Source organism: Foetidibacter luteolus, assembly GCF_009650435.1.
Lineage (GTDB): Bacteria > Bacteroidota > Bacteroidia > Chitinophagales > Chitinophagaceae > Foetidibacter > Foetidibacter luteolus.
Window position 1 is genome coordinate 61859 of the sequence record NZ_VVIP01000022.1, and the last position, 13866, is coordinate 75724.

At 46.0% G+C, this 13866-nt stretch carries 5 protein-coding genes; all 5 read left to right on the plus strand.

Annotated elements, in window-relative coordinates:
* The first annotated feature begins 67 nt into the window (after nucleotides 1-67).
* A complete protein-coding gene (locus F0364_RS06480) occupies nucleotides 68-1066 on the plus strand; it encodes a Gfo/Idh/MocA family protein (RefSeq protein WP_153796956.1) in 999 nt (332 codons plus the stop codon).
* A 487-nt stretch (nucleotides 1067-1553) separates the two neighbouring features.
* Nucleotides 1554-1859, plus strand: a complete 306-nt coding sequence (locus tag F0364_RS06485) for a YtxH domain-containing protein (RefSeq protein WP_153796957.1) — start codon at nucleotides 1554-1556, stop codon at nucleotides 1857-1859.
* A gap of 99 nt (nucleotides 1860-1958) precedes the next feature.
* Nucleotides 1959-2399: a c-type cytochrome gene (locus F0364_RS06490; RefSeq protein WP_153796958.1), complete on the plus strand. Its 441-nt coding sequence runs from the start codon at nucleotides 1959-1961 to the stop codon at nucleotides 2397-2399.
* Nucleotides 2400-3109: 710 nt separating this feature from the next.
* Entirely contained in the window at nucleotides 3110-9268 is a 6159-nt protein-coding gene (locus F0364_RS06495) for a fibronectin type III domain-containing protein (protein WP_153796959.1), read from the plus strand.
* Nucleotides 9269-10522: 1254 nt separating this feature from the next.
* A complete protein-coding gene (locus F0364_RS06500) occupies nucleotides 10523-13558 on the plus strand; it encodes a fibronectin type III domain-containing protein (protein ID WP_153796960.1) in 3036 nt (1011 codons plus the stop codon).
* Nucleotides 13559-13866: the final 308 nt, after the last annotated feature.

Sequence of the window (13866 nt, forward strand, 5' to 3'; positions counted from 1 at the left end):
TTCATTGGGCAACTTTTCAGACCCTTACAGACAATTTTTTATATCATTCATTTAATCAACATAACCTATGTCACAAATTATACGGTGGGGCATATTAGGCACAGGCCGCATAGCAAAAAAATTCGCGTCAGACTTACAGTATGTAACCAATGTAAAGCTGGTAGCGGCGGGTTCAAGAAGCATGGAAAGCGCAAAAGAATTTGCCAAAGAATTTCCGGTTGATTTTCTGCATGACAGCTATGAAGCGCTGGCACAAAACAGCGAAGTAGATGTTATATACATAGCCACACCGCATAACCTGCATTACGAAAACACTATGCTTTGCCTGCGGCATGGCAAAGCAGTTTTATGCGAAAAACCATTTGCCATGAATACCCGGCAAACAAGGGAAATGATAGCGTTGGCAAAAGAGAAAAACACTTTTTTGATGGAAGCTTTGTGGACAAAGTTTTTGCCGCACTACCAGAAGGTTCAACAAATGCTGAAAGAGGGAAAACTGGGGGAAATAAAGAGCGTATTGGTAAATTTTGGTTTTGTTCCCCCTGTGCCCACCCCGGCCCGTATGTTCGATCCTGCACTTGGTGGTGGAACTATTATGGACATTGGCATTTACAATATTTTTATTGCCATGAGCGTGCTGGGCAAACCAGACGCCATTGAAGCAACAATGACGCCTGCGCCAACGGGCGTGGATGAACAATGCGCTGTTCTTTTTAAATATAATAGCGGCGCCGTGGCACAGTTGTTCTCTTCTTTTGCGTCCAACCTGGCTACCGAAGCGGATATATGTGGCACTGCCGGCCGTATAAGGCTTGCCACCCGTTTCTATGAACCGGGCACTACTATAGAATATTATCCGGACAGGGTTGACAGCAGGCAAATAATTAATGTAGATAAAGAACCAGGCTTTGGCTATCAATACGAAGCAAGGCATGTAAACGACTGCCTGTTAAAAGGTTTAACTGAAAGCCCTGTGGTTTCTTTTAAAGATACGCTTGACCTGATGGAGCTGCTTGATGCCGTGCGTAAAAAGGCAGGAGTAATTTATCCGGCAGATGTGGGATAATTCGTGAATGGTGAGTGGTGAATCGTGAATTTTGTTCGGCATTCTTCATTCCTTGTTTCTTGCTTGATATTTTTTTCGTGAATGGTGAGTGGGGGGGATTTCGTTCGGCATTCTTCATTCCTTGTTCCTTGTTCGATATTCCCCGATCTTCCCCGGTGCGTGTCTTCACGCACCGACCTACCTGGGTCTGAAAAGCTGCCCACTGAACCGAACGATGAAAGGATTGCGACGCAACTAAAGCCGCCATAAAAAACTGTCGCTGGTATTAAAAAAGCCTTTGCTGACAATTAAGCACGGCAAATGAATAAAGTGGGTACTTTATAAAATCATGCCTTTTTTACGGGCAAAATGCTTACTTTCAAATCTCCTATTGCTTAACTGCCGTTTATACTAAGGCCAATAATGTAAATCCTGCCAGCTTTTTATCTGGCAAGGTTATTGAACAATTCATAAAAACATTATTGTATAACCTTTAAAATAAAATGCCATGAGTGCAAAACAGGTATTAATAGGAACCATATCAGGATTAGTAGCAGGCGCTGTTGTGGGTTTATTGCTTGCTCCGGCGTCTGGTGCGGAAACACGCCAGAAAATAGCCAGCTCAGCAGACCAGTTAAAGAAAAAAATACGCCGCCTGCGTGGCCAGGCTACTGAAGACCTGGACGAGCTAAAATCAGTTTTTGAAAATGAAGTAGATGGCCTTAAAGAAGATGTACGAGCCAAAGTGCTAAAACTGATTGAAGCCAGCAAAGCAAAATACAACAGCTTTAAAGAAGAAGCAGCCAATAATTAAACGTCATTAAAACTTTTTTTACAGCAAGAGCCTTAGTATAAGGCTCTTTTTTTATATTTACCATGTAACACTTTACACTAACATCTTTAAAACATCCTTATGATTCTCCACCACAAGAGAAAACTGCTTGTATTACTGGCCGTAGCAGCCATTATTGTAACCGGCGTGGCATTCAATTACCCCCACAAGCAAGGGCATGGTTATAAAAACCTGAAAGTTTTGCCAGCGGATATTACACACGACAGCCTTAAAATATTAATGGAAGAATATAGTGATGCATTGGGCGTTAAGTGTAATTTTTGCCATGCACCCCAGAAAGAAAATCCACAGAAACTGGATTTTGCCAGCGATGAAAAGCATGAAAAAGATATTACCCGCCACATGATAAAAATGACAATGGGGATTAATAAAGACTACTTTAATTTTAGCGGTTCCAACAAACCTGATACCATACGGGTTGTAGGCTGTATCACTTGCCACAGGGGCGATGCGCACCCTGAATTTAAAGAATTATACAAGCCCAGGAAGCAAGAAGAATAGGTTCATTTTTTGCTGAATAAAAAAGAAGCCATGCGTTGCATGGCTTCTTTTTTTTGTATTGTTAAAATTCCGGCTTTCTTTTTGATGTATTCTTTTATGGATACAGGCAGTTTATCACTCCCTCGCAACTGCTTTATTCTTCTTCAATCCTTTCGTTGAAAAATACCAATAGCCAGGAATGTAACAGTCTTGCTTAGGGTTACACTACCTGTAACAAGTACATGTTGTTGCAACATGCTGCCTGGTTAAACAATCCATCAAAATAACAATGCAAAACCAACACTGCAGGTAATTCTGCGCATAATCAGTCATTTTAAAAATACAAGGTTAAACAATGGGAAAAAATGGTGAAGCATTGATAAAAGCGGCAATTGTTCACATGGTTTGTTTTAGCATAAAAAACTAAAAATTTAATAGCTATTTCAGTGGAATTTAAGGACAACATTTGCCAGTAACACTTGCATATAGCATGAAAAAGCTTTATTTTGTAAGTACATTTTATACGCATCTATCCAACTTTCCTAGGTAAGCCGTCACCCGGCATATCAGTCCTTCAGATTCAGAACCCATGTTATTGAACAAACACTGCTGTGTAGTATTGTAGCTCTACCGCTTTAACAATGTTGCATTAAAATCCATTGTTCGTCCACAAATGCCTTTTCTGCTGCTGGTATAATCCGCGGCTTGTGATAACCTATTAACACTTGAACATGAAAATTTTTACTAAACCTGCGTTTTTCCTGTTGCTTATTGTATGCGCTCTCATTAAGCCTGCAAAGGCACAAACAGGGGTATTAGACCCAAACGACCCTATAGAAGTTTATAACCCGGCCAGCCCACCTTCTGTACCAGCTTTTGGCACGTTGAAAAAATGGGTAAAAACAAACCGGCTTAGCTGGAATACTTCTTCATTTAAGTGTTACTTCTACAAAGGCGTTGCTTTCAGGCTTAGGTTTCCAAAATCTTACCAGCACAATGTGAATGACGGCAAGAAATATCCTGTTTACATTTTCTTTCATGGCCGTGGAGAAAAAGGGACTATTTACGATAATGAGTACCAATTGTACCATGGAGGCCAAAACCACATGAATGCCGTAGATGCGGGAAAATTTGATGGGTTTCTGCTCTACCCTCAAAACCAAAATGATGGTTGGGGCTCTCAACTGACTTATATGAGCGAGTTTATCCTTAACTACCTTGTTCCACAGGTAAAGGCAGACAGGTGGAGGGTAATAGCAAACGGTCTTTCGGCGGGTGGCGCAGCTACGTGGAGTTTTCTCATCAACAATGTAAAGACGGTTGCCGCAGCACTTCCCATCAGCGATGCAGACCCTTCTTACACCACTAATTTACAGCAGTATAAGTTTACGCCTATATGGCAATTCCAGGGAGAAATAGATAAAGCGCCCACGCTTGCTACAACGCAAAATCTTCGCAATAACATACTTAATGCCGGCGGTAATCATAAACTTACCGTGTACCCGGATATGGGCCATAGCGTATGGTACCCTTCCTGGCGGGAACCGGACTTTTATCCCTTCCTTAACAGGGTTTATAAATCGAACCCCTGGGCTTTGGGGGGCAGAACTGAATTTTGCCCCGGCACCAGCATTAATGTAACCGTGGGCGTTACGCCTGGTTTTACCGCTTATGAGTGGAGAAAGGACGATGTACCTATTTCAGGCGCTACCGGCAACCAGATTACGGTTACCTCTATTGGCAAGTATTCCTGCCGCATTAAAGACGGTACGGAATGGTCTGACTGGTCGCCCATACCTGTTGATATTAAGATCAAAACAGAAACCGTACTACCCGTTATAACCGTACAAGGCATGGCAAGCCGGGTTATACCTTCGCTGGATGGCAGTACAGGCGTTACCATTGGCATACCCGCAGAGTATACATCTTACGCATGGCAAAGGGTGGGCAGTACTACCACTCTTGGCACAAACAATACATATAATGTAACAGCCCCGGGAGATTACCGGGTACGCATCACGGAACAATTTGGCTGCTCCAGCGTGTTTACCGCACCTTTTACAGTTGTAGATGCCAACGGGCCCAACAAGCCAGATGCGCCTTTTGATTTTACCGCCACCGTTCTGTCCAAAACCGCCATACGTTTAAACTGGAACAATACAGCTTCTCCGGTTAATGATGAAACAGGGTTTGAAATATTCAGTGCACCTGCTTTAAACGGCCCTTACAAGTTGGTTGCGGTTACCGATGCCAATGTGCTTACTTATACACATTCAGGCCTAACATCCAACACCGCGTACTTTTATAAAATAAGGGCGATAAATAATACGGCAGCTTCTGATGGTGTTGGCCCCATTAATGCTACCACCCAGGCCGATATACAGCCGCCAACAACACCAGCCAACCTTACTGTAAGCGGCAATACAAGATACTCCGTGGCATTAAGCTGGATGGACTCAGAAGATGATGTTGCTGTTACCGCGTATGACGTATTTGTCAATGGTAAAAAGCTTTACACCACCCCCGAACCCCAGATTACCATATATAACCTTGCACCGCAAAGCCTTTATAGCTTTAAAGTAAGAGCGAAAGACATGGCAGGAAATTATTCTCCTTTCAGTAACCAGGTGCGGGCTCAAACCGTACAAAAAGGGCTTATATACAGGTATTACCAGGATTCCTGGACAAGCCTCCCGGACTTTAGGGCGAAAACCCCTGTTGAAACGGGCATGACTTCCAATGTGGATATTACTCCACGGCTGAAAGACGACAATTTTGGCTTTGTGTGGGAGGGCTATATCACCATTACAACACCAGGGTCTTATACCTTCCGTACCAATTCAGATGCGGGCAGCAAACTTTACCTTGGTGCTTTAAACGGTACAGGCTCTCCTTATCTTCACACCGCAACGGCACTCGTAAACAACGATGGGGTACATGGGCCGCAAAGCCGTGACGGCACAATTAACCTGTCGGCAGGTACCTATCCCTTTGCTGTTTCTTATTTTGAAACCACAGGTGGCCAATCTATTGCTGTATCGTGGAAGCTGCCCGGCACAAGCACTTTTGTAACCATTCCGGATAGTGTTTTTGTAGAAAAAGATGCACTTTCCGGCGCGGCACCGGTGGCGCCATCCCAACTTACCGCTACTGCCTCGGCTTACGACAAGGTTAACCTTAGCTGGGCAGACAACAGCAACAACGAAACAGGGTTTGAAATATGGCGTGCTACCGGCGGTTCAACCAATTATGTGGCTATTACAACAACTGCTGCAAACGCTACTTCATTCATAGATAACACCGTTTCACCAGCCACTACATATTTCTATAAAATAAGGGCTCTGGGAGAATTCGGCGAATCTGAGTTTAGCCTGAAAACAACAGAATCCTTATGGAAATTCAACAACAACTACAGCGATTCCAGCTTAAACAACCGCACACTTGTACCCGGCACAGGTGTAACGTTTGATGATGTTAACAAAATGGAAGGCACCCACGCTGTTAAGTTCAGCGGTACAGGCAGCCAGTATGCTACTATCGGCACATCCGGCAACTCTTTAAATACCGGCTTTGCAGAAAGAACAGTGGCTTTCTGGATGAAGTCTTTCAATAACACAGGTAACCGCATAATTGCCGATCTCGGCGGGGCAGATAATGGCCTTGCCCTGGTTTTAGACAATAATAACCTGGTGGCAGGTATTGCAAGCGCCAATGCTGCGGCAAGTATTACCGCCGCTTACAGCAGCAGCGATTGGTCTTTCATTGCTTTGGTGTATAAAGCCAATACACTTAAGTTATATATCAACGGCACACTGGCGGCGGAAAACAACAGTCTTCCGTTTTCATCAGTAGGCAGCACAGCCAACACATCCAGGATAGCAGGGTCTGCCAGTTCCAATGCGCTGAATATTACCACAGCCCTGTATAGCGGCTGGCTGGATAATTTTGGAATATACAACTGGGCTTTATCGCCTGCTGAAATTAACGCGGCGGCATCCGGCAGCAATATTTCAACTGAAGTATTTGCCACCACACCCGGTGCACCTGCCGGCGCTAACATAGTGCCCGTTTACATCAGCTTTAACAATGGCACTATTAAAGCGGCCCAACCCTGGAACAACACCAACAAAAACCCGGTACAAAACGACATATTCGGCCCCTTCCTTAACGAAAACGGGGTAGCCACTACTATATCAATTGAAATAATTACACCCTGGCAAAACCTTGGCGGCAGCGGCGTAAACAACGGCGGTGTAAACACAGGTAATAATTCAGGTATATATCCTGATGCGGTTATCCGTTCTAATTACTTTGCCAACGCTACCAAACAAACCATGCGCATCTTTGGGCTTAACCCCGCAACCCGTTACAATTTCACCATGATGGGCAGCAGGGTAAACCCCATCAATCAGGCAGTAGCCGCTTACACAATGGCGGGCCAAACACTTACACTTAACACAAATAATAACTCGCAAAGCACAGTTTCTTTCAGCAATATCCAACCTCAGCCAGATGGTTCCCTTACGCTTGATGTAAAGGGCAATACCACCCAGGACCTTGGTTACATTGCCGCCCTGGTTATCACTGGTACAATGGATGCCGTTGCACCTCCGGCAAAACCACACAACCTTGCAGCAATACTGTTGAACGGAAAAGTAAACCTTAACTGGGTGGATTCCGCCGATAACGAATCAGGCTACGAAGTATACCGTGCCACCATCCGCAATGGGGCCTACACTTTGCTTAACCCGGGCAGCAACATGCCTAATCTTACACAGTATATAGATTCCGCCTTTACACCTGGCCCCGTGTACTATTACGCGGTAAGGGCGGTTAATGCCGGCGGTGGCGCTTATAGCGATACTGTTTCTATCATAACCGATAACGCGGCGCCTGTAATCTCAAATCCTGGCGCTGTCAGGTTACGGGCCAATGAAGTGATGGATGTACCCATTACAGCAACCGATGCCCCGGGTGATGTAATTACCCTTAGCATAACCGGGCTGCCTTCTTTTGCCAGCTTTGTTGACAATGGCAACGGCACAGGTACCCTTCATGTAGAACCAGGCAGTACTACCGGTATTTTCAATGGTATTACCATAACTGCGGCAGACAATAAGTCGGCTGTTTCTACCCTGCCTTTGTCGCTCAATGTAAAAGCTTACCACAGCATCTACGTTAATTTCAACCCATCGCCTGACTTTGCCAGCCCGGCGCCATGGAACAACACCAGCAGGGCGCCATCAGCGCCGTTTACGCTGGCCAGCTTACAGGATGAGTTTACCAACAGCACCAATGTAAATATCTCGCTGGCCGATGCATGGACTGGCTTTAATACCAACGGTGTGGTTACCGGCAATAACAGCGGTGTTTACCCGGATAATGTTATCAGGTCTTTCTACTACCAGTCTTCTCCAACGGCACGTACTATACGGGTCAGCGGCCTTTCATCTGCCTATAAATACAGCCTGGCATTTTTTGCCAGCAGGGCCAATTACAGCGATCCGCTCATCACCAGTTATACGGCTGGCGGGCAAACCGTACAGCTTAATGCTACCAACAACAGCAGCAACCTGGCTGTCATCAATAACCTGGTGCCAGATGCCGGCGGGCAAATTGAAATAAGTGTTGCGGCTGCCAATGGCTCGCCTTTCGCTTATCTCGGCGCGGTGGAAATACGCAGCTATGCCATAGCTACTTTGCCCGATGCACCTGCCAACTTAACCGCCACCGGTATTGCTAAGGACAAAATAAGGCTTAACTGGACAGGCACACCTTCCAACAACGGGTACCAGGTTTGGCGGTCAACATCACCCAATGGCACTTATTCACTGCTTGCTAATGTGGCGGCCAATACAAACACTTATACCAACACCGGCCTTACAGCCAACAGCACGTTCTATTATAAAGTAAGGGCCATTATCAGCGGTGGCTTCTCAGAGTACAGCAACATAGCAGAAGGCTCTACCATCGCCTTTATGGTAAATATTAACCTGAATGATGGCTCTGTAAACGGCCCGGCGCAATCAGGCGGCTGGAACAATACCAACGCACTGGTGGATGAAACCTTTGTATTGGAAAATCTCATCAACGACCAGAATGAAAACACAGGTACCAATTTTGAAATGGTGCGTAATTTCAGCGGCTTTAATGTGTTTGGAACTACAACCGGCAACAACTCCGGCATTGTGCCTGACAATGTACTCAAATCGTTCTTCTATACAAATTATGGCGATACGGCACAGTTTCGCATTACAGGGCTTAGCCCAGCTTACCTGTATAATTTTATGCTGCTTGGCAGCAGGGTTAATCCAGCCGTGGGTGTTGTAACCGCCTATAAAATAGGCAACCAGGTAATAACGCTCAATGCCGCCAATAACACAAGCAACGTGGCACAGTTTAACGATATAGCGGCGGATGAAAACGGCAGCGTTCTTATTACCATGTACAACATCAACGCCGGCGGCTTTGGATATTTAAACAGCCTGCAATTCCAGGGGCGTTTAATGCCGGATACCGGGCAAGGGGCAGCCAGGAAAATAAACACCACCAACCGCCCCAAAAACAAGCAGGCTGTTACGGCTAAAACGGCAAACACACAACCAGCGGATGCCGGCAATGCCAAAGCCACTGCTACCGCCTTCCCCAATCCGTTCACAGACGATGTGCTGCTGAAACTTAACCTGCAACAGCCAGTTGAAAAACTTGACGTAAACGTGTTTGACGCAACGGGCAGGATTATTTATCAACGCAGTTTTGGCAATTTGCCCAAGGGCTTGTGGCAGCAAAAACTCGGCTTAAGCGGAAGGCCGGTTAAGCAGGGCCTTTACTTTATAAAGGTGCTTGGTTTGCCGGGGCAGCCTGCGGTTATTAAGCTCATCAAACGATAACCGGTAATCTCCAATTATAAACATGGCGGGCAAAATTGCCCGCCATGTTTATTTACAAAACACAATAACCAGGGCGCCTGCCAAAGGCACCGGGCTTTCCGCTCATACTCCGCCACAAGGCCGGGCTGCCATGGCTTCAGCGGGGTATCCGCTTCAATCCCTGGCGCAAAGTGTAACACGCTGCTTTTTTTGCAGCCGGGTTAAAGACCAGCAACCTTTGTTCAATGTTAGCGGCTCTGCCGCTTCAGCAAATTTGCTATTCCGCAGCCGCAAAGCATTGAGATGGCTTGTAGTGGCATCGTTGAGTATTTCCCCCTTACACATTATGAATCCAAAACCTAATAGGCAAGTCACTCATCAACAGACCGGCCACCTTTAACCGGCTTTGCGGCAAGAGGCTATAAATATCCGCCCGCTACAGGTAATGTCTATTAAGTTAAGAAAATCAACAATTTTCGTCCTTACCCGAAGGGCATAAATTATAATAGCCCCGGGTTTCACCCGGGGTTAAAGAATCAATCATCCGGCAACCCTTACAGGGTTGAATGCGAAAGCTACCCCCGGTTTGCAACCGGGGCTATTGTTAGTAAAGCCTTTCAGGCTTTTATTGATGGCTATTTTGCTGGTATGTTTTCTTAATGCTTAACTTAATGACATTGCGCTACGGGGCTCCATTTCTGCTGGCTTTTACCTGCTCCTAATATATCGCACCTACGGAGCTTTAGGCAAAAAAAGCAACATAAGCTTCAACAGACCGGTAACCAGCTACCGGTAACCGGCAACTGTCTCTCGGGTGAGGGATTGAAGCGGATACCCCGCTGAAGCCTTCGCAGCCCGGCTTTGTGGCGGAGTAATAGCGGAAAGCCCGACCCCTGGCGATAGCTTGGGGGCACCCCCAAAAAATTTCGGCGCCCAACTCTTAATCTGCCCTGTTTACATTGTTGCGGTAACCTCAAAAATTTAATCCGTTTCCAAAAGCTTACACCACCTCTCTGGAATGATATTTGCTTCCTCAAACGAACTTAGCTGAAGTGAGAAAAAAATTTCCCATCCAACCTTCCTATCCAAAACTAACATCATATAAAGCGCTTTAGTTTCCACAACCCCCTGCTTCTTATCAAACAGGTAACAATTATATTTTAAACAAAATGCCATACCTGCGCATGCTGTAAAAGCGTGCCGCTGCTGTGTGCCGGCGAAACTATGGGCATACCGCGGCCTTGAAAACATGTAAGCTTTTTAAACCAATCAATTATGAACTCCCCCGTTAAAGTTGCAAAGCTCTTGCTATTGCTGGCTGTTGTATGCATTTATTTGCCGGCATCAGCACAAACCGGCGTACTTGATCCCGCCGATCCCGTAGTTGTATACAATGCTGCCAAACCGCCAACCATACCACCGTCTGGCACATTGGTAAAATGGGTTAAAACCAACCGGATGACCTGGAACACCTCCTCTTACAAATGTTATTTCTATAAGGGCGTCGCGTTTCGTTTAAAGTTTCCCAAAACATACCAGCACAATGTAAATGACGGAAAAAAATATCCTGTTTACCTTTTCTTTCACGGTAAAGGAGAAAAGGGAACCATTTACGACAACGAATACCAGCTTAAGCTTGGTGCACAGATACACATGAATGCTGTTGACAATGGCACTTTTGATGGTTTTCTGGTTTATCCCCAAAGTATTTATGAAGGCTGGGGCCAGCAGGTAACCATTATGAATGAGTTTATACTTAATTACCTGGTTCCGCAGGTAAAGGCAGATAGATGGCGTATTTATGTAGATGGCCTTTCGGCAGGAGGCGGCGCTACCTGGAATTTTATGTTATCCTTTCTTAAAACAGCGGCCTGCGTTTTACCCATCAGTAATACCAATGGCAACTATGTTGATGGTGTTAACCAGTTTAAATTTACCCCTGTATGGCAATTTCAGGGCGGGTTGGACAAGGCGCCGTCGCCCGGCTATACGCAACAATTAGCCACCGGCATTTTAAATGCCGGCGCCAACTATAAATTATCTGTTTACCCTACTGTAGGCCACAGTGCCTGGAACCAGGCCTGGGCAGAACCTGATTATTTTCCTTTTTTAAAGCGGGCTTACAAATCAAATCCCTGGGCATTATATGGTAAAACTGAATTTAATGCCGGAGAAACCATTAATGTCACCGTTGGCGTTTCTCCCGGCTTTACAGCTTATGAATGGCGGAAAAATGATGTTTTGATAGCTGGTGCTACAGGCAACCAGATAACGGCTACATCTTCAGGCAAATACAGTTGCCGTATTAAGGATGGTACGCTGTGGTCCGATTGGTCGCCAACGCCTGTTGAGATAAAAACAAAGGGTACCGTTACGCCGGTAATTTCTGTATCCGGTTTAATGAGCAAAGTAATACCTGCACTGGACGGTAAAACTTATGTTACCCTGGCTGCCCAGCCTGGCTATGCTTCTTACGCATGGCTCAAATCCGGCAGCAGCACGGTGTTAGGTACCGGCAATACGTTCAATGCGGGCAGCGCAGGCAACTATATTGTGCAGGTAAAACAAACAACGGCTTCCGCAGCGGTAAGTTCAGCGGCGTTCTCTGTTATTGACGCGAATGGTGCCAACAAACCTGACCCGGCCGGCAGCCTTACAGCAACAGCGCTTTCTTCCACATCGGTTAAGCTGTCGTGGGTTGATAAAGCCAGCCCAGCTTACAACGAAACCAATTACGAAATTTACCGGGCAACATCATCCGCGGGGCCATACACACTTATCGCCATAACCGCCGCTAATGCTGTTACCTATACCAATACAGGTCTTGCAGCCAAAACCAGTTATTCTTATAAATTAAGGGCCGTAAATACCACCGGCGCATCCGCGGCATCTAATATTGCCACCGTAGCTACGCCGTCTGATACAGATACACAGGCGCCTACAGCACCTGCCGGGCTGATTGCAAAAAGCATTACTCAAATATCGGCTATCATAACATGGAGCGCATCAACAGACAATGTTGGCGTTACCGGCTACCAGGTGTATAAAGATGGAGTGGCTTATTACAGTACAACCGCACTGCAATGCAACCTTACCAGCCTTTTAGCAGGACAAACCTATACGCTTACCGTTAAGGCCAGGGATGCTGCGGGAAATTATTCTGCCAGCAGCAGCCCTGTTACTGTTAAGACATTGCTGCCATCTACAACGGATACGGAGAAACCCACAGCCCCGGCGGGGTTAAAAGCCAGTGGCATAACCCAAACATCAGCTACGTTGGCCTGGGCGGCCTCAACGGATAATGTTGGCGTTACCGGCTACCAGGTGTACCAGGATGACATAAGCATAGGCGCCACCACTTCTCTGCAATACGCCGTTAGTGGTTTAAAGGCCGGTACTACCTACACGTTTACAGTAAAAGCCAAAGATGCAGCCAATAACTTTTCTGCCAGCACCAGCCAGGTAACGGTAAAAACACTTTCCCAGTCAACCCCGCAAACCGGCCTTACTTACAAATATTACCAGGGTTTGTGGACAGTCTTGCCGGATTTCAGCAAGCTTACACCCGTTAAAACAGGCAATGTGCCAAACGTAAGCCTGTCGCCCAGAACACAGGATGCCAGCATTGGTTTTCTTTGGGAGGGCTTTATCAAAATAACCACGGCCGGCAGCTACAGCTTCCGCACTAAGTCAGACGATGGCAGCAAGCTGTACCTGGGGGCATTAAACGGCACCGGCTCGCCCTATAACCACGCTGCTGCAGCATTGGTAAATAATGACGGGCTGCATGGCGGCATAACCAGCGATGGCACTGTTACACTTTCCGCAGGTATATACCCCATTGCCATTACTTACTTTAATGCAACGGGCGGCATGACGATGTTCGCCTACTGGAAGAAACCGGGAACTACCAGCTTTGTAGCTATACCGGATGATGCATTCACCAACAGCACATCCGCAAGGGAAATCAGCAACGGGGCGCCGGTTATAGCGGCAGCTAAAGTTGTAAATGAAAGAAAAGGCGCCGGCGAAAAATCCATTACGGCCAGCGTTTTCCCCAATCCCTTTGCTGATGATATAATAGTTACCCTGCAACTGGATAAACAGGTACCTAAATTAGATGTGGCTGTTTACGATGCATCCGGAAAACCGGTTTACCGCCGTGGTTTCGGTACAGTGGCAAAAGGCAGGTGGCAGCAAAAGCTTGGCCTTAACGGCTCATCGCTTAAAGGCGGGGTGTATTTTGTTGAAGTGTATGGGTTGCCGGGAAGGAATGAAAGGATTAAAGTGATAAAGCAAACCGGCCATTAACACAGCTTTAGCGGGCAATCATAAAAAAGGAGGCAGTCTGTACAGACAGGCCTCCTTTTTACTTTAACATGAGGTTGTATCTATTATACTGATAATCAGATATATACAAATAAAATCAGACAAGATCATTCATTTTCAAGTTTGGTATGCCCTGTACCAGAACATTCTACTGCTGAAATCACAGTAGTACAAAAGCTTAATCAGGGCGAAGGGAAGAAACGTGCTGTATATCGTTTCTTCCTTGACTTTTTTTGTTACTTTTTTTTGTCAAGCCTGTCCCGGACTTGTTACGGGGACAAAAAAGTAAA

What these genes read in the sequence shown, in the direction of transcription:
- F0364_RS06480 (WP_153796956.1), top strand. Translation starts at nt 68, where the DNA reads ATGTCACAAATTATACGGTGGGGCATATTAGGCACAGGCCGCATAGCA.
- F0364_RS06500 (WP_153796960.1), top strand. Translation starts at nt 10,523, where the DNA reads ATGAACTCCCCCGTTAAAGTTGCAAAGCTCTTGCTATTGCTGGCTGTT.
- F0364_RS06485 (WP_153796957.1), top strand. Translation starts at nt 1,554, where the DNA reads ATGAGTGCAAAACAGGTATTAATAGGAACCATATCAGGATTAGTAGCA.
- F0364_RS06495 (WP_153796959.1), top strand. Translation starts at nt 3,110, where the DNA reads ATGAAAATTTTTACTAAACCTGCGTTTTTCCTGTTGCTTATTGTATGC.
- F0364_RS06490 (WP_153796958.1), top strand. Translation starts at nt 1,959, where the DNA reads ATGATTCTCCACCACAAGAGAAAACTGCTTGTATTACTGGCCGTAGCA.